Here is a 16073-nt window from a genome sequence, read left to right on the forward strand (position 1 = left end):
GCGGGAAGCGAACAGGGCGACCCCCCACGGGACTTAGCGGGCAGGGTCGCGTACCGTGGAACCATGGCTACAGTTGACATCACTGGAGAACAGTTCGCATCGACCATCGAGGACAACGACATTGTCCTGGTGGATTTCTGGGCTGCCTGGTGCGGCCCGTGCCGCCAGTTTGCGCCCACGTACGGGGCAGCTTCGGACAAGCACGCCGACGTCGTTTTCGCGAAGGTGGATACCGAAGCCGAGCAGCAGCTGGCCGCCGAAGCCGGGATTACGTCCATCCCCACGCTCATGGCTTTCCGCGAAAAAGTCCTGGTCTTCTCGCAGCCCGGCGCCCTCAACGGCCAGCAGCTTGAGCAGGTCATTGAAGCCGTGAAGGGTCTGGACATGGAAGAAGTCCACGCGCACGTTGCCAAAGCGCGTGCCGAGGCCCAGGAAAACTAAGACCAAGCGGCGGTTTGACGTATCGAAACCGCCGGAAACGCACCGAGGTCGCCGGAAATTTCCGGCGACCTCGGGGCTTTAAGGCGTTCCCGCAGTATTGCGGCGATCAGAGCCGTTCAAGCTTGACGGGCTCAGCCAGCAGGGCGCTGAGGGACTCGTTCAGGTCCTGGACAGCGATGCCCTTGGAATGCTTCTCGAGGAGTTCCTCGGATTCCCAGCGCTCCGTGAGGACGAGCTTTTCCTCAGTGGCTTCGGTCAGTTCATAGCGGATGCAGCCGGGCTCGTTCACGACCTCGTCGATGGCGATTTCCAAGGCGAGCTTCACGCGGAAGAATTCGCCCTCGTTGGGGATGAACGTGGCCTGCAGGTCAATGGGTGCACTCATGGATCCAACCCTACCGGCAGGACACGGCCCCACTGGAGGTGGTTACGGTTCTGTTGCGCCCCGTCCCTTGGTAGCGTTCCGTCATGTTGTCCTACACTGCCGGAGACACTGATGTCCCGCTGCTCGAAGAGACCATCGGCGCTCATTTTGAGCGCATCGCCGCACAATTTCCCTTGCGGGACGCCCTGATTGAAGCGGCTGCGACGCCCGGCGGTGATGCCCGCCGCTGGAGCTACGAAAAACTGAACGACGACGTCAACCGCCTCGCCCGCGCGTTGCTCGCTTTAGGGGTGGCCAAGGGGGAGCGGATCGGTATTTGGAGCCCCAACTGCGCCGAATGGACCATCCTGCAGTACGCAACGGCCAAGGTCGGTGCGGTCCTGGTCAACGTCAACCCTGCCTACAGGAGCCACGAGCTGGAATTCGTGGTGCGGCAGAATGGCATGCGGATGCTGGTAGCCGCACCTTCGGACAAGTACAGCGACTATGTGGGCATGGCAAGGGATGCGGCCGGAAGCTGTCCGGAACTCCGGGAAATCGTCTTCCTCCCGGGAAACCTTGAGCAGGAGCTGGCAGGGGGCCAACCTGAAGCCAACCACGAACTGACGTACGTCCAACTCCTGACCCGGGCTGACGGCGTCGGGCCTTCAGCGGTTCAGGACCGGATGGCCGAACTTGACCCGCACGACGCCATCAACCTGCAGTACACCTCGGGCACCACGGGCTTTCCCAAGGGTGCGACGCTGACACACCACAACATCCTCAACAACGGACACTCCATCGGCCGGCTCCTGAACTACACCGAACGCGACCGCGTAGTGATTCCGGTGCCGTTCTACCATTGCTTCGGCATGGTGATCGGGAACCTGAATGCTCTCAGTTTCGGTGCGGCCACCATCATCCCCAGTCGCGGCTTCAATCCTTCGGCGGCGTTGGAAGCGGTGCAGGACTTCGGCGGGACGTCGCTGTACGGGGTGCCCACCATGTTCATTGCCGAACTGGCTTTGGAGGACTTCGGCTCCTACGATCTTTCGACGCTGCGGACAGGCGTGATGGCCGGCTCGCTGTGTCCCATGGAAGTGATGCGCAGGGTCATCGAAGAGATGCACATGGTGGACGTCGCCATTTGCTATGGCATGACTGAGACCTCGCCTGTGTCCACCATGACCCGTGCCGGGGACACCCTTGAACACCGGACCAGCACGGTGGGACGGACCATGCCGCACCTGGAGAGCCGCGTCGTGGACCCCGGCTCGGGAGAGGTGGTGGAGCGGGGCGTGATCGGCGAGCTGTGCACCCGGGGCTACGCGGTGATGAGCGGCTATTGGGGGCAGCCGGACAAGACGGCGGAAGCGATCGACGCCGAAGGATGGATGCACACCGGCGACCTCGCCCGCATGGATGCGGACGGTTACGTGGTGATCGAAGGCCGCATCAAGGACATGGTGATCCGCGGTGGCGAGAACATCTACCCGCGTGAAATCGAGGAATTCCTGTACCTGCATCCCTCCATCCAGGACGTGCAGGTGATCGGCGTTCCGGATGACAAGTACGGTGAGGAACTCATGGCCTGCATCATCCTCAAACCCGGTGCTGCGGCACTGACCGCCGGGGACTTGGCGGAGTACTGCCGTGGGAAGCTGGCACACTACAAGATTCCCCGCTATGTGGATGTACGCGACAGCTTCCCCATGACGGTTTCCGGCAAAGTCCGGAAGGTGGACATGCGGCAGGAAGCGGTGTCCCGCCTGCAGGCCTAGTTGGTATTCCGGCTGATGGTCCGGATTCCCACGGCCAGTCCGACGCCGGCAGTCACCACAGCGGCCACGAGACCCCAGAACGTATCCACACCAACGGTCCCGGAGAAGAGTTCGCGTTCGGCGTTGACGAGGTAGGTCAAGGGATTGAACAGGCTGGCCACCTTCATCCACTCCGGACCCGCCTCAATTGGCAGCATGATCCCGGACAGGATCATGAGCGGGAACAGCAGGGTTTGCTGGACGCCCCAGAAGATCCATTCCTTGTTCTGCGATACCAGGGCCAAAGCGTAGGACAACGCGCCGAGTCCGATGCCGAAAATGCCCAGGATCACCAACCCCAGCAGCACATGCAAGGGATGGAACACGAAGCCGAACGGAATGCACACCACGGAGATCAGCAGGCCCTGCACCACCAAGGGAGCCCACTCCTTCAGGGCCCGGCCGATCATGAGCGAGGACCGGGACAACGGCGTGGCCAGGATCCGTTCATAAGAGCCGGTCATCAGCTCATACTGCAGGTTGGAGCCGGTCATGGAGGTACCGAACAGGGCGATCATCACCACCACGCCCGGCAGGAACCACTGGAGGGTGGACTGGCCGCCGAAAGCCGGGGCGCCCACCGCCGCACCCAGGAGCGGACCGAAGAGACCCAAGAACACGAGCGGTTGAATGAGGGAGAAAATCAGCGAGAACGGATCCCGCAGTGGCAGCAGCATCTCCCGCCAGAACACGAACCAGGTGTCCGTCACAACGCTTCCGGCGCCTCGTTTTTGCACGGCAACTCCAGGCGCCACGGCCTGTTCAATCATCAGACTTCAGCTCCTTCCCGCAGGCTGCGGCCAGTGAGTTCCAGGAAAACGTCGTCCAGCGTCGGCGGCTTCAATTCCAGCGACTGGGCGGGAGCGCCGGCGTCGTGCATGTCCTTCAACAACCCGGGCGCCAGCCGGGAACCGTGGGCCAGCCGAAGACGGAAGCGGACCACGCCGTCGTACGCATTTTCCTGGATGTCGCCCTCGGCGGCGGCCCGGCCCAACAGGCCCCGGACTTCTGACGCGGAACCGGCCGCAACTTCCACGGCCATCAGGTCTCCGGCCAGGTTCGCCTTGAGCCGGGAAGCGGTATCGTCCGCGATGATGGTGCCGTGGTCGATCACGATCACGCGCTCGGACATCGAATCGGCCTCGTCCATGTAATGCGTGGTGAGCACGATGGTGGTCCCGTGTTCCTCGCGCATCCGCATGATGTGCTCCCACAGATTGGCGCGGTTCTGTGGGTCCATTCCGGTGGACGGTTCATCGAGGAACAGCAAACCCGGTGAATGCATCAATCGCAACGCCACGTCCATGCGGCGGCGTTGGCCGCCCGAGAGCTTGATGACCGTTCGTTTGGCGAGGTCGGCCAGGTCCAGGGAGGCCATGAGGGTTTCGGCGCGTGCCTTGGCGTCGGTGGTGTTCATGCCGTAGAAGCGGCCCTGCATGATGAGTTCGTCGATCACGCGGTAGCTGTGGCCGCCTCCGTTGCCCTGGCCGATGTAGCCGATCCGCGCCCGAACGCCGGCGGGGTCCTTCGCGACGTCCACGCCGGCCACGGTGGCTGACCCGGAAGTTGGCTTCAGCAAGGTGGTGAGCATACGCAACGTGGTGGATTTGCCGGCTCCGTTGGGACCAAGGAACGCGACCAGTTCTCCCGGCCCGACGTCAATGTCCACGCCCTTGACGGCCTCTACGGTTTCCTTCTTCACGGTGAACGTCTTGGTGAGTTTTTTGGTGTGGATCACGGTGGCTCCAAGGAGGGCTGGTGATGGCTCGTAGACGTCACGCTATACCCGTGCCTTCGGTCAGTCCACGGCTCTGCGGACAGCTCCCGTCCGCAATGAAAAGTCAGTGGCGGCGGTGATCCTGAACGGTCATCCGTGGACCGAACGTGGGTTTGCGGAAGCCACTCAAATAGAGCATCCTGACCAGCCGCTGCCTCTGCCCGCGCCATGGTTCCAACAGTTCCAGCATGCCTGCGTCATCCGTCTTCCGGCCTGTCAGGGCGTAGCCCACATACGAGGCCAGGTGGTAGTCGCCCACGGAAATCGAGTCGGGGCAGCCGTGTGTCCGTTGGACCACCTCGGACGCCGTCCAGATGCCGATCCCAGGGATGGTCTGCATCCTGGCGCTCGCCTGCGCTGAGTCCAGGCCGGCCAGACGTTCAAGCGCGACGGCGGACTGCAGCGCCCGCATCACCGTCGCCGAGCGCTGTGGTCCAACCCCGGCTTTGTGCCACTCCCATGACGGGACGGCCAGCCATTCCCTGGTGGTGGGAGGAACCAGCAGCCCTGCCGGGGCCCTGCCCGGGGCTGGTGTTCCGTAGCGGTACATCAAATACCGGTACCCGCGACGTGCCTCCAAGGTGGTTACCTTTTGCTCCAAAATGGTGGGCACCAGGGAGTCAACCACGCGTCCGGTGGAGGGCAGCCGCAGAGCCAGGTTCCGGCGTCGTGCTTCTGTGACTTGCCGCGGGAGCGTGGCATGGAAAGCGGGCTCGTCGAAGGCCGACCAGTCGTCATGGGCACCCAGCAAACGCGGCACTCCAGCGATCGCGTCCTGGGCCCCGGGTCCCCAAGCCTGCGCGTCCACAAACGAATCAGGGCCCGCACCGCCTGCGGAAAGCCTCACCGTGACCGGACCCGAAACTGCGGTGAAGGCCATCCAGAAACCGTTGGAGTGCGTGGCGAACGACGGATCGGCGTTGCCGCGCATCAGCGGAAACATGGTCTGGTCCAAGCGGAAGGAACCGCCCGGATGCCACCTGACGGCTGCGTCTGCCGCGGCCGCAACAACAGTCGGGGCGTCTGCGATGGTCATGTTTTCATGGTCCCACGTCCGGAGGCGGAGGTCAGTGTCCAGAACACGCGCCATCTGATTCCGTATCTGTTCACTTTTGTTCCCTTCGTTCCTCAACGCGCCCGCGTGTCCCTAGCATCGGGAAATCCGTTCGGTACGGTCCGTCGTTGACTGCTGCCGTAGTTTACGAGAGGAACACGTCATGATGAGCGTCAATCGTCGCACCGTGCTGAAATCTACCTTTCTGGCCGGCGCCTTGGCTTCGATCCACTTCAGCACGCTTTCCCCGGCACGGGCCGCCACTGCTGAAGCGTTCGCTGCATCGCGACAACAATGGGTGCACTACCTCGTCGGCGAAAACCTTGACCTTGCAGACCCTGTCATTGCCGCGAAGTTGGATGCGATGGCGGTCGCGGCCCGCTCGGCAATGGCCGGTTATGTCACGACGCCCATGCGAACGGGCCTCTGGGCGGACCTGCCGCTCAGTGCCCGTCAAACCAACGCCGATTCAGCCCGCGTAAGCACTACTGCCCGGCGGTTACGTTCGATCGCCCTCGCTTGGGCAGCGGGAAGCCTCGGGCCCGACGCCGGCACTGCCCTTCAGATGGTTGCCGACGGAGTCGCGTGGTTGACTCGCGACGTATTCTCCACCTCCGGGGTCCGGTTTGGGAATTGGTACGACTGGGATGTGTCCCTCCCCCAAGCACTCAACGACACAGTGGTTTTGACCTACCCGGCAATCGATCCTGCCCTGGTGCGGACCGTCGTCGCCGCGGAGCGGGTGTTCACTCCCTCAATTCCCCAGGCAGGTACGCAGGCCGCTGCTGCCAATCGTGTTTTGTACTGTGATTCCTTCTCCGGACGGGCAATTTTGGCTGGAGACGCCGCCGAGCTCGCGTCCGCCAAGGACAATCTGGCACCGGTGCTTGCCAATGCCAAGCCATATGGGGGTCCCGTTGGCCTTGTCAACGGAGACAAGGATGAAGCGGCCTTCTTCAGCAACGACGGGTTCTATCCTGATGGTTCCTTCATTCAGCATGGCCAGTTCCCATACGTCGGCGGCTACGGCGCTTCACTCCTGAGCTCCATCACCGCCATCGCGGCGCGCACCACCGGAACATCCTGGAGTCCCGATATCAGCATCGTGCAGGGATGGTTCAAGGACTCGTTTGAACCGTGGCTGTGGCGCGGGCTGGTGATGGACACGGTCCGCGGCAGGCAGCTGGCCACAGTGGCCGGTGACCAGTCAACAGGTGTCGCGTTTATCGGAGGGATGCTGAACCTGCTGCCCAGCGTGGGCTCCGAATCCCGAAGGTATCTTGAAACGGTCATCAAGGCCGAACTGGGTTATCGCGGCACGCAGCCAACGGAGGGGCTGGGGCTGCGGGAATCGGCTGCAGCGTTGGCCATTATCCGGAACGCAGCAATCACCGCCAGACCAGCACCTGAATTCACGCATGTCTTCGGGGCCATGGACAGGGTGCTGCACCGCCGGGCGGAATGGTCCGTTGCGTACGCCATGCACTCGCTCCGAATGGCAGACTACGAAACCGGCAACAACGAGAATTTGCGAGGGTGGTATACCTCGGATGCGGCCACCTACCTCTATACGTCGGACCGGGAGCAGTACGACGACGGATATTGGTGCACTGTGGATCCTTACCGCCTCCCCGGTACGACGGTAGACCCGGTCCCGCGAGCCGCCATGCCCGTACCTTGGCGTGCGGAATACCACAACCCCAGCCTGTACGCGGGCGGGCTTTCGGCCGGAACGTGGGGCTCCGCGGCGATCGATCTGAAGGCCAAGGCACCCTCAAGCATGCACGGACGCTTCTCACGATTCTTCTTCGACGATTCCTACTTGTGCTTGGGCGCGGGGATCTCTGTTGCACCAGGCCGTAGTGCAGAGACAACGGTAGAGAACCGGAGGGTGACCGCGACCAGTAGCGGGCCTTTGGTCATTGATGGCTTGCCGGGACCAAGGATAGGTGAGAGTCGAACCGTGAACGGCGCGAAATGGGCGCACATTGGGGGCGTTGGGGGTTATGTGCTGCTGGATGCTCCAGACGTGCTGGCCAAGCGGGAAAACCGGAGCGGCAGGTTGTCTGATATCAGTGGGACGGTAACCGGGTCCACCGCCAGCCAGGTACGAACCGGCGAGTACCTAACCTTGGCACTGCAGCACCGTCAAGGTGCCACGTCCAGCTCGTATGCCTATGCCGTGCTGCCAAACGCTGACCAGCAGGCAACCAATAACTACTCCTCGCGGCCGGACGCCAGGATCGTGACCAACACCCCGGCGGTCCAAGCGGTGCGGCACGAGAGATCCGGTCGCTTTTCCGCTGCCTTCTTTGAGGCCGGCGCTGCGTCCATAGTTGCTGCAGATGCACCCTGCATCGTCGCCGTCGAAGAGAGCGCGCATCAGATCGCTGTGCACGTCAGCGATCCCACTCAAGCCTTGAGCAGGGTTCACATCCGCCTGGGTGTGCCGGGAATACGCCCAGGGGAGGACAATCCCGGCACTTCTATTGCAATCAGGGGCGAGGTCACCATAGTGACGGTGGACGTATCTGGCTTGGCGGGAGCCACTGTTTCCGCCGTTCTCGACTGGCAGCCACCCAAAGCCTCCGACCTCACCAGCATGACCGCCAGGGCAGCCGATGCCCACTTTGAGCCTGCGACGGCGTCCTCACTGCATAAAAAGGCTGGTCGATTCGCGGGAGCAATGAACAGCAATCGGTTAGCGTCTGCTCGCTTGGAGCTGCGGGCATTTCAGGACGAGTTGGATGCTTGGCTCGTCCAAAATCATGATTCCGATGCTTCCGTAAGAGACCTCGCGGACCTGGCATCGCGGCTGGTTGTTCAGACCTCGTCCTGACGGATCAACCGCTTCCCACGGCACAGCCAAACAGAACGGCCGCGACGCTCAAGAAACCCTGAGCGTCGCGGCCGTACGCGGTTGCTTAGTCGACGTCGGCGAACGTGGTGCCCACACGGAGGCTATCCACCCGGTTGATGATCTGATCAGTGACATTGTCCCGATCGTACACACCCCATTTTGGTTCGTTGGCGCTGTCCCAGGTGCGTCCAACGAAGCGCTGCTGGCCGTTGGTGAACTGCTGCTGAACACCGTCGAACCACAACTCTATCCAGCCATCCGTGGCAGAAGTGGACGTATGGATGCCAAGGGCAAACCGGTGCCAGTCGAAGGCAGCGACCGGTGCTGACCATATCTGGTTCCAGATGCCACCCGGAGCCACGTAATGGAGGCGGACGCGGCCATTGGCAACTGTCATCAGCAGTGGATAATTCTGGTCGGCATTTGGATATGATTTCCATTGAAATACCACAAAGTCACCACCATCCGGGAGGGCGACTTTATCCAGCTTGCTCTCCCATCCCAAATAGTATGTGGAATTCTCGTCAAAGCTGTAGGCGCTGCCTCCGGTCTTGATTCCCCTGCCTTCGCACCGCCAGGCCGTTGTGCCCTTGGTAAACCTGAAAACCGTACCGTGCCCGTCTGTCTGGTCGGCGAGGTCCAGGCTCCCCGGGGATTCACATTCCGTCCCATGGAAGATCCCGGTGCCTTGTGACGCATCACCATCCCAGATTGTAGCTGCGCTGGCCGGGGGAACCATGGTGAAGCAGTAGACTCCGGCAAGCACCAAGGTGGCCATCCAGCGTCGTTGATGTGAGCGTCCGGAGACTGCTCGGGTCGTGTTGATCATCAATGCCCTTTCCCTTGCTTTGATAAAACCTCTCTGAATCCATTCGAAAATTCACGTTCTGTTTATCAATGCGCATACACAGGAAGAAGAAGATAAACATAAATGAACAGCTCCCGGTATGCCGGCAAGAGAATTGACGGACGCAACACTAAGGCGTGCAGATGATATTGCACCAACACGGACCTTTTCGAAGAGTCAACGTGGCCCCTTACGACGGCGGCCGCCCGGGTCTAGACTCCCTGATGTGGCGTGGGTGGGCCGCGCCTCATCCCAGGTACAAGGAGCGCGAATCGTGGCCGCAATAGTGCATTTCGAGATTCCTACGGACGACAAGGACCGTGCCAACACCTTCTATGAAAGCGCCTTCGGCTGGAACCTCAGCCCCATGCAAGGGATGGATTACACCATTGCCATCACGGCACCCTCCGACGAACAGACCGGCACGCCGAAGGAGCCCGGAGCCATCAACGGGGCACTGTTCCCGCGGACGGACGCGCTGAAGACACCTGTGCTCACCATCGACGTGGACAACATTGATGCAGCGCTGGCCCAGGTGGAGTCTGCCGGTGGCAGCGTGGTCCAGGCCAAGGATGCCATCCCCACCATGGGCTGGTACGCCTACTTCAAGGACACCGAAGGCAACGTCCTGGGCGTGTGGCAGACCGACACCTCCGCCGGCACGTAGCCAGGGGGCCGAAGCAAGCCCGGCACCTGGCAGGCGGTAACTTTGTACCTATGAAGTACGCCCAGTCCGTGTTGGACCTCATCGGCAATACGCCGCTCATCAAGCTCAACCACGTCACGGAGGGCATCAAAGCCACCGTCCTGGTGAAGCTCGAATACGTTAATCCCGGCGGATCCATCAAGGACCGGATCGCCGTGAAGATGATCGAGGACGCGGAAAAGGACGGCCGGCTCCAGCCGGGCGGAACCATCGTTGAGCCGACGTCGGGCAACACCGGAGTGGGATTGGCGCTGGTAGCCCAGCAAAAGGGCTACAAGTGCATCTTTGTTGTGCCGGACAAGGTGGGCGAGGACAAGCGTGCCGTCCTGCAGGCGTACGGCGCTGAAGTAGTGGTCACGCCAACGTCCGTGCCCCCTGACAGCCCGCAAAGCTACTATGGCGTTTCCGACCGCCTGGTCAGCGAGATCCCTGGCGCCTTCAAGCCGGACCAGTTCTCCAACCCCGCCGCCCCCGGCAGCCACTACGAGTCCACGGGCCCGGAAATCTGGCAGGACACCGACGGCCGGGTCACGCACGTGGTCATCGGCGCCGGAACCGGCGGCACCATCACCGGCACCGGCCGTTTCCTCAAGGAAGTCTCCGCGGACCGTCCGGAGTCCGACGGCGGCCAGGTCAAGATCATCGGTGCGGACCCGGAAGGTTCGGTGTACTCAGGCGGCACCGGCCGGCCCTACTTCGTGGAGGGTGTGGGCGAGGACATGTGGCCCGGCAACTACGACCCCTCCGTTCCGGATGCCGTCCTTGCCGTCTCCGATGCCGACTCGTTCTCCATGACCCGCCGCCTTGCCCGCGAAGAGGGCCTCCTGGTGGGTGGCTCGTCCGGTATGGCCGTGGTGGCTGCACTGCAGGCTGCCAAGGACCTGGATGAGTCAGCTGTAGTGGTGGTGATCCTCCCGGATTCCGGCCGCGGCTACCTGGCCAAGATCTTCAACGACCAGTGGATGCGCTCTTACGGCTTCCTCTCCGGCGGTGAAGAGTCCTCCGTAGGTGAGGTCCTCAAATCCAAGACGGGCGAGATGCCGGATCTGGTCCACATCCACCCCAACGAGACCGTCCGCGATGTCATCAACATCATGAACGAATTCGGCGTCTCCCACATCCCGGTCCTCTCACAGGAACCACCCGTTGTCATGGGCGAGGTCATGGGAGCCGTGGACGAGCGAAGCCTCACCAGCAAATTGTTCCGTGGCGAAGCGAAGCTGTCGGACAAGATCTCCGAACACATGGGGGAGCGACTGCCCGTGATCGGCTCACTGGAAACCATCTCGGCCGCACGCGAGCTGCTGTCCGACGTCGATACCGTCATGGTGACCTTCGTGGGTGCCCCGGTAGGTATCCTGACGCGCCACGACCTTCTGGCGTACCTGAGCAACTAGGCGCCGGCGCCGGTCCAACCCCGACGCCTATCCAATCGTCCAACGACCCAAGAGGAGCTTCCATGTCTGCCACCAACAACGCCGGGTTCAACACGCGCGCCGTCCACGCCGGACAGGCCTTCGAACCCCGGACCGGTGCTGTGGTGCCGCCGCTGCACTTCAGCTCCACCTACGCCCAGGACGGCATCGGCAACCTGCGGTCCGGGTACGAGTACGGCCGCGGCGGCAACCCCACCCGCGACGCCCTCCAGGAGCAGCTGGCCGCCCTCGAAGGTGGTACCGCAGCCTTTTCCTTCGGCTCCGGCTTGGCCGCCGAGGACTCATTGATCCGTGCGGTCGCCCGCCCCGGTGACCACATCGTCCTGGGTAACGACGCCTACGGTGGCACCTACCGCCTGATCAACCGGGTCCTGGGCGACTGGGGTATCGGCAACACCCCCGTGGACATGTCGGACCTCGACGCCGTGGCGGCAGCCGTCGCCGCGAACAACACCCGGATCGTCTGGGTGGAGACGCCCTCCAACCCAATGATGAAGATCACCGACATTGAGGCCCTCGCCGCTGTAGCGCACGACGCCGGTGCCCTCCTGGTCGTCGACAACACCTTCGCGTCTCCCTACCTGCAGACCCCGCTCGCCTTGGGTGCTGACGTGGTGGTCCACTCCACCACCAAGTACATCGGCGGCCACTCCGACGTTGTGGGTGGTGCCATTGTGGTCAAGGACGATGAGCTGGCAGAGAAGATCGGCTTCATCCAGTTCGCGGTGGGTGCGGTTTCCGGTCCCATGGATGCTTTCCTCACCACCCGCGGACTGAAGACACTTGGCGTTCGCATGGACCGTCACAGCGACAACGGCCAGGCAGTGGCTGAATGGCTGCTGCAGCGTCCCGAGGTGGAAGCAGTGCTCTACCCGGGCCTCCCGAACCACCCCGGGCACCAGCTCGCAGCGAAGCAGATGAAGAAGTTCGGCGGCATGGTCTCCGTGCAGTTCAAGGGAGGCGAGGCAGCGGCACGCACAGTTGCCGAATCCACCTCGGTGTTCACGCTGGCGGAATCCCTGGGCGGCATAGAGTCCCTGATGAACTACCCATCGGAGATGACCCACGCCTCCGTGAAGGGCACAGAACTGGCTGTTCCTGTCAACCTCCTGCGCCTGTCCTGCGGTATCGAGGAAGCCGAGGACCTGATCGCCGACCTTGAGCAGGCCTTTGCCAAGATCAGCAACGGCTGACACTGTGGCTTCTCCTTCACACACGGCGGCTCCCACCACGCAGCGGGGCTGGATCCTCACCGTGGCGGGTGCGCTGACTCTCGCCGTGGCGGTGTGGTTCCTCTACACGGACTACGAGCCGGCGCTGAACGACTTTGAGGTCTACTTCTACGGCGGTGGCAAAGTCCTGGAAGGCGGCGATCTCTACGCTGTCCGGGAAGGCCTGCCGTTTACCTACCCGCCGTTCGCCGCGCTCCTCTTTACGGGTCTGGCGGCCATGGGCTTCTTCGCCAGCAGCCTGGTGTTCATCCTCGCTGCCTTGCTGGGTGCGGGAGTGGTGGCTGCTTGGCTGGCAAGGCACTACTTCGGCTTGACGGGCTGGCGCTCAGCGTTTGCCGACTACCGTTTCCGGACCACGGCCTTGGTGGGAGCAGGCGCCATCCTCTTGCTGGGGCCTTGGCGGGATACCTTCGTCTTCGGGCAGATCAACATCATCCTGATGGGCGTCATCCTGGCTGACTTCGCCCTGTATGGGAAAGTCCGCGCAGGGGAAATCCGGTGGCCCGCCGGCCTCCTGATTGGCCTGGCCGCGGGAGTGAAGCTCACCCCGCTGGCGTTTGGTTTGTACTTCCTGGTGCGCCGCGACTTCAAAGCACTGGGTTGGATGGCTGCGGGCTTCTTCGGATCCATTGCGTTAGCCTGGGCGGTGCTGCCGCAGGCCTCTGTGGACTTCTGGACGAAGATCCTGCCCGACACCGGCCGAATTGGCGGACCGGCGTACGTCGACAACCTCTCCGTCAAGGGACTCCTGCTGCACTTCGGCATGCCGGACTCTTCCCTCACCAATGTGGCGTGGCTGGTCCTGTCTCTGGGGCTGGTGGTCCTTGCAGGGCTCATTATCAAGTGGGCCGTGGACGCTGACGAGAACTTCGTTGCAGTATCGGCAACTGCCATCCTGATGCTCTTGATCAGCCCTGTCTCCTGGTCCCATCACTGGGTGTGGGTCGCCGTCGCGCTCCCCAGCATGGCCTTCGCCATGCACCGGGTACCTTCACGTTCCGGCCGGATGCGCACCGCCGGATGGGTGATCGCAGCCTGTTCCACCGTCGCCTTCTTCATGACTCCCAAGAACTTGGCAGTGTGGGCCGGCGCCGCCGAGTGGGGCAAGGACCCGCAGACCCAGTGGCAGCTCATGATTTCCAGCCTTGGCGTGGTGTGCGGTATCGCCATGTTGGTCTACTGGGCGCTGGCGTACCATCCCTCGCGGACCCGGAATTAGCCCGCGTACCCCTGCAGTAACCGACGAATCCGGCCCTTGTTCGCCCTCCTCACCGCAATACGGTGGGTGGGGCGAACAAGGGCCGGATCTCCTTAAGCGCCTAGCCCGAAATACCCTCCCGGCCGTCCTCCTCACGCCCGGTCAGGCGCCTCCTGAACGACTCATCATCGGCCGAGGTGAGCTGGAAGTCGTACCAACCTTCCAGGGTGTCCCAGCCAATCTTCCTGGTGTGCCCGGCCTTCAGCTTCACGGTCTGGTTGTTCTCCGCGTACTGCAGGGACTCCAGCTTCACGGTCACTGTTGCCTTGCCGTTGTTGCTCAGCTCCAGTTCCACAGCCTTCCTTCCGCGGCGCCCTGTCACGGTGACGTCGACGCCGGACGCGGCACCCGTCGTCGTGCCTTTCAGTTCGTACTGGTAGCGGTTGGGGCCGGTGACGACGACGTCAAAAGTGCCGGAGCTGACGGGGAAGTCCACCTTCCGGGTTCCGAGCACGTCCACGTGATGGGGCTCGGTGACCTCGCCGGCGTAGCCGTACACGGTGAAGTGGGTGGACCGGCTTCCCGTGTTCGTCAGCGTCAGCGTCAGCGCAGCGGACTGGACGTTACCTGAGACTTGAGGACGGTAGGGGAGCGGGCGGGCCGGACGGCTGCCATTTTCCTGGATCGGGGTCACCTGCACGGCCGGGGGATTCGGGCGCCAGCGGCTGACCTTGGCCGGCACTGCGCCCGGGTGGTCAAGGACGGGCGGCGTGCCCGGGGAGGTGAAGTTGAAGACGCCGGTCAGGTCACCGCAGACCTCGCGGCGCCACGGCGAGATGTTCGGTTCTTCAACGCCGGTCCAGCGTTCCAGGAAGCGCAGCACGGAGGTGTGGTCGAAGACTTCCGAACTGACGTAGCCGCCCACGGTCCAGGGTGAAACCACCGTCATGGGTACGCGGGGTCCAAGTCCGATGGGCCTGGCGGTGGTCCAATCTGTGGACTCGCCCGACGCCGGACGCGGCTGGACGGGCGGCGGGACGTGGTCAAAGTAGCCATCGTTCTCGTCGAAGTTCAGGAAAATCGCGGTGCTGTCCCACGTTTCCGGGTTGCTGGCCACGGTATCCAGCAGGCGATAGACAAAGTTCGCGCTGCCCACCGGTGTGGAAGCGCCAGGGTGCTCGGAATCGGCTGCGGACGGCACCAGCCAGCTGACCTGTGGCAAGGTTCCACTGGTGATGTCTGCGCTGAGGCGTTCCAGGAGGGTGTCGGGACGGCCACGCCACATGGCTTTGTCGAACAGTGCCCGCTCGGCATCGGTGAGGGCGGCGCGGCCCTGCTCCAATTGTGCGAGGAGCCGGTCCTGTTCGGCCGGGGCTTTACCGTGAAGCTTGTCGTAGAACTCCTCGGTGGTGCGAAGGTTTCCATCTACCTTGGCGAGCATCTTGCGGCCAATCGCCTTGAACGTCTGGAAGTATTCCACGGCGTTGTCCGTGAAATTGTCCCAGTCCTGGTAGATCTTCCACGAGACGCCGTGCTGCTCGAGGCGTTCAGGGTAGGTGGTCCAGTCATAACCGCCGTGGTCATAACCGTAGGCTGCGTTGGTGACGGCACGCTTGGTGCTGGCCGGCTCGCTGCCCGTGGTGCCGCTCCAGAGGTAGTTCCGGTTGGGGTTGGTGGAGCCGTTGACGGAGCAGTGGTAGGCGTCGCAGATGGTGAAGGTATCCGCGAGCTCGTATTGCAATGGAATGTCCTGGCGCTCGTAGAACGTCATGGTGGACGCGCTCTTGGCGGGAATCCACTGATCGCACCAGCCGTTGTTCCACGCCGTGGTGGTGCCGTTGAACGAGTGGTCCAGATCGCCCAGGTACTGGATATCCGTGCCAGGCCTTCCGGCAAGTTCGGCTGCTTTGCGCAGGGAGAATGGCAGCACGGTTTCGCCCGTGGCACGCGGCTGCTCGAACATGGACTTGCCGTTTCGCAGGCGGCTGACGGCTTTGTCTCCGTAGCCGCGGACCCCACGCAGTGATCCAAAGTAGTGATCGAAGGAGCGGTTTTCCTGCATGAGCACAATGACGTGCTTGATGGACTGCAGGCTGCCTGGTGGGACCGGCTTGGCCATGGCCGCCTGAACCGAGGGCGGCAGGAGGGACCCGGTGGCCGCAAGCGCCGTCGCTGCAGCTGCCGTGCCGAGGAAGCCGCGGCGGGAGAACCCTTGTGCTTCGGTTGAACGATTAACCATTTCAGGGGAATTCGAGGACATTCAGGGGTGCCTTTCGTGGTCAGAGGTGACCGGGTAAGCCTAAGCAGCCCGGGTGAACCTCGGGTGAAACAGAGGCAA

General features: G+C 62.8%; 13 protein-coding genes. 7 read left to right on the top strand and 6 right to left on the bottom strand.

Annotation, left to right across the window (positions count from 1 at the left end; all coding sequences use genetic code 11):
• Window positions 1-63 precede the first annotated feature (63 nt).
• Window positions 64-441 carry a co-chaperone YbbN gene (locus ACIQLI_RS04180; protein ID WP_089595875.1) on the top strand — a complete coding sequence of 126 codons (378 nt, stop codon included), beginning with the start codon at window positions 64-66 and terminating at the stop codon, window positions 439-441.
• Window positions 442-547: 106 nt separating this feature from the next.
• Here the strand turns inward: ACIQLI_RS04180 and ACIQLI_RS04185 are convergent, their stop codons facing one another.
• Window positions 548-826: a putative quinol monooxygenase gene (locus tag ACIQLI_RS04185; protein WP_011775682.1), complete on the bottom strand. Its 279-nt coding sequence runs from the start codon at window positions 824-826 to the stop codon at window positions 548-550.
• An 83-nt stretch (window positions 827-909) separates the two neighbouring features.
• Here ACIQLI_RS04185 and ACIQLI_RS04190 point away from each other — a divergent pair, with 83 nt between their 5' ends.
• The gene (locus ACIQLI_RS04190; protein ID WP_400385351.1) at window positions 910-2586 is read left to right on the top strand and encodes an AMP-binding protein; all 1677 of its coding nucleotides are present in this window, start codon (window positions 910-912) and stop codon (window positions 2584-2586) included.
• Here the strand turns inward: ACIQLI_RS04190 and ACIQLI_RS04195 are convergent.
• The 3 genes from ACIQLI_RS04195 to ACIQLI_RS04205 form a co-directional block, all read right to left on the bottom strand.
• Complete coding sequence (locus ACIQLI_RS04195; RefSeq protein WP_354230354.1) at window positions 2583-3395, bottom strand: ABC transporter permease; 813 nt, start codon at window positions 3393-3395, stop codon at window positions 2583-2585. The genes ACIQLI_RS04190 and ACIQLI_RS04195 overlap by 4 nt on opposite strands.
• Window positions 3395-4363 (bottom strand): ATP-binding cassette domain-containing protein, encoded by a 969-nt coding sequence (locus ACIQLI_RS04200; RefSeq protein ID WP_400385353.1) that lies wholly within the window; start codon window positions 4361-4363, stop codon window positions 3395-3397. Before ACIQLI_RS04200 ends, ACIQLI_RS04195 begins: the two co-directional genes overlap by 1 nt.
• 103 nt (window positions 4364-4466) lie before the next feature.
• Window positions 4467-5438, bottom strand: a complete 972-nt coding sequence (locus ACIQLI_RS04205; protein WP_400385355.1) for a DNA-3-methyladenine glycosylase family protein — start codon at window positions 5436-5438, stop codon at window positions 4467-4469.
• 181 nt (window positions 5439-5619) lie between these two features.
• Between ACIQLI_RS04205 and ACIQLI_RS04210 the strand changes: the two genes are divergently transcribed.
• Window positions 5620-8295: a polysaccharide lyase 8 family protein gene (locus tag ACIQLI_RS04210; protein WP_400385357.1), complete on the top strand. Its 2676-nt coding sequence runs from the start codon at window positions 5620-5622 to the stop codon at window positions 8293-8295.
• 85 nt (window positions 8296-8380) lie between these two features.
• Here the strand turns inward: ACIQLI_RS04210 and ACIQLI_RS04215 are convergent, their stop codons facing one another.
• Window positions 8381-9145 (bottom strand): heparin lyase I family protein, encoded by a 765-nt coding sequence (locus ACIQLI_RS04215; RefSeq protein ID WP_400385359.1) that lies wholly within the window; start codon window positions 9143-9145, stop codon window positions 8381-8383.
• 292 nt (window positions 9146-9437) lie between these two features.
• On the opposite strand from ACIQLI_RS04215, the gene ACIQLI_RS04220 reads away from it, so the two are divergent.
• From ACIQLI_RS04220 to ACIQLI_RS04235, 4 genes are all read left to right on the top strand, one after another.
• Window positions 9438-9830, top strand: a complete 393-nt coding sequence (locus ACIQLI_RS04220; RefSeq protein WP_400385361.1) for a VOC family protein — start codon at window positions 9438-9440, stop codon at window positions 9828-9830.
• Between the two features lie 50 nt (window positions 9831-9880).
• A complete protein-coding gene (locus ACIQLI_RS04225; protein WP_354230361.1) occupies window positions 9881-11266 on the top strand; it encodes a cystathionine beta-synthase in 1386 nt (461 codons plus the stop codon).
• A gap of 62 nt (window positions 11267-11328) precedes the next feature.
• Entirely contained in the window at window positions 11329-12498 is a 1170-nt protein-coding gene (locus ACIQLI_RS04230; RefSeq protein ID WP_400385364.1) for a cystathionine gamma-synthase, read from the top strand.
• A gap of 4 nt (window positions 12499-12502) precedes the next feature.
• Window positions 12503-13756: a glycosyltransferase 87 family protein gene (locus ACIQLI_RS04235; protein ID WP_400385366.1), complete on the top strand. Its 1254-nt coding sequence runs from the start codon at window positions 12503-12505 to the stop codon at window positions 13754-13756.
• A gap of 100 nt (window positions 13757-13856) precedes the next feature.
• On the opposite strand, the gene ACIQLI_RS04240 is transcribed toward ACIQLI_RS04235, so the two are convergent.
• Window positions 13857-15995: a phosphocholine-specific phospholipase C gene (locus ACIQLI_RS04240; RefSeq protein WP_400385368.1), complete on the bottom strand. Its 2139-nt coding sequence runs from the start codon at window positions 15993-15995 to the stop codon at window positions 13857-13859.
• Between the last annotated feature and the right edge of the window lie 78 nt (window positions 15996-16073).

Origin of the sequence: Paenarthrobacter sp. NPDC091669 (assembly GCF_044756725.1) — a bacterium.
Classification (GTDB): Bacteria; Actinomycetota; Actinomycetes; order Actinomycetales; family Micrococcaceae; genus Arthrobacter; species Arthrobacter bambusae_C.

What these genes read in the sequence shown, in the direction of transcription:
- ACIQLI_RS04180 (WP_089595875.1), top strand. Translation starts at nt 64, where the DNA reads ATGGCTACAGTTGACATCACTGGAGAACAGTTCGCATCGACCATCGAG.
- ACIQLI_RS04185 (WP_011775682.1), bottom strand. Translation starts at nt 826, where the DNA reads ATGAGTGCACCCATTGACCTGCAGGCCACGTTCATCCCCAACGAGGGC.
- ACIQLI_RS04190 (WP_400385351.1), top strand. Translation starts at nt 910, where the DNA reads ATGTTGTCCTACACTGCCGGAGACACTGATGTCCCGCTGCTCGAAGAG.
- ACIQLI_RS04195 (WP_354230354.1), bottom strand. Translation starts at nt 3,395, where the DNA reads ATGATTGAACAGGCCGTGGCGCCTGGAGTTGCCGTGCAAAAACGAGGC.
- ACIQLI_RS04205 (WP_400385355.1), bottom strand. Translation starts at nt 5,438, where the DNA reads ATGACCATCGCAGACGCCCCGACTGTTGTTGCGGCCGCGGCAGACGCA.
- ACIQLI_RS04210 (WP_400385357.1), top strand. Translation starts at nt 5,620, where the DNA reads ATGATGAGCGTCAATCGTCGCACCGTGCTGAAATCTACCTTTCTGGCC.
- ACIQLI_RS04215 (WP_400385359.1), bottom strand. Translation starts at nt 9,145, where the DNA reads ATGATCAACACGACCCGAGCAGTCTCCGGACGCTCACATCAACGACGC.
- ACIQLI_RS04225 (WP_354230361.1), top strand. Translation starts at nt 9,881, where the DNA reads ATGAAGTACGCCCAGTCCGTGTTGGACCTCATCGGCAATACGCCGCTC.
- ACIQLI_RS04230 (WP_400385364.1), top strand. Translation starts at nt 11,329, where the DNA reads ATGTCTGCCACCAACAACGCCGGGTTCAACACGCGCGCCGTCCACGCC.
- ACIQLI_RS04240 (WP_400385368.1), bottom strand. Translation starts at nt 15,995, where the DNA reads ATGTCCTCGAATTCCCCTGAAATGGTTAATCGTTCAACCGAAGCACAA.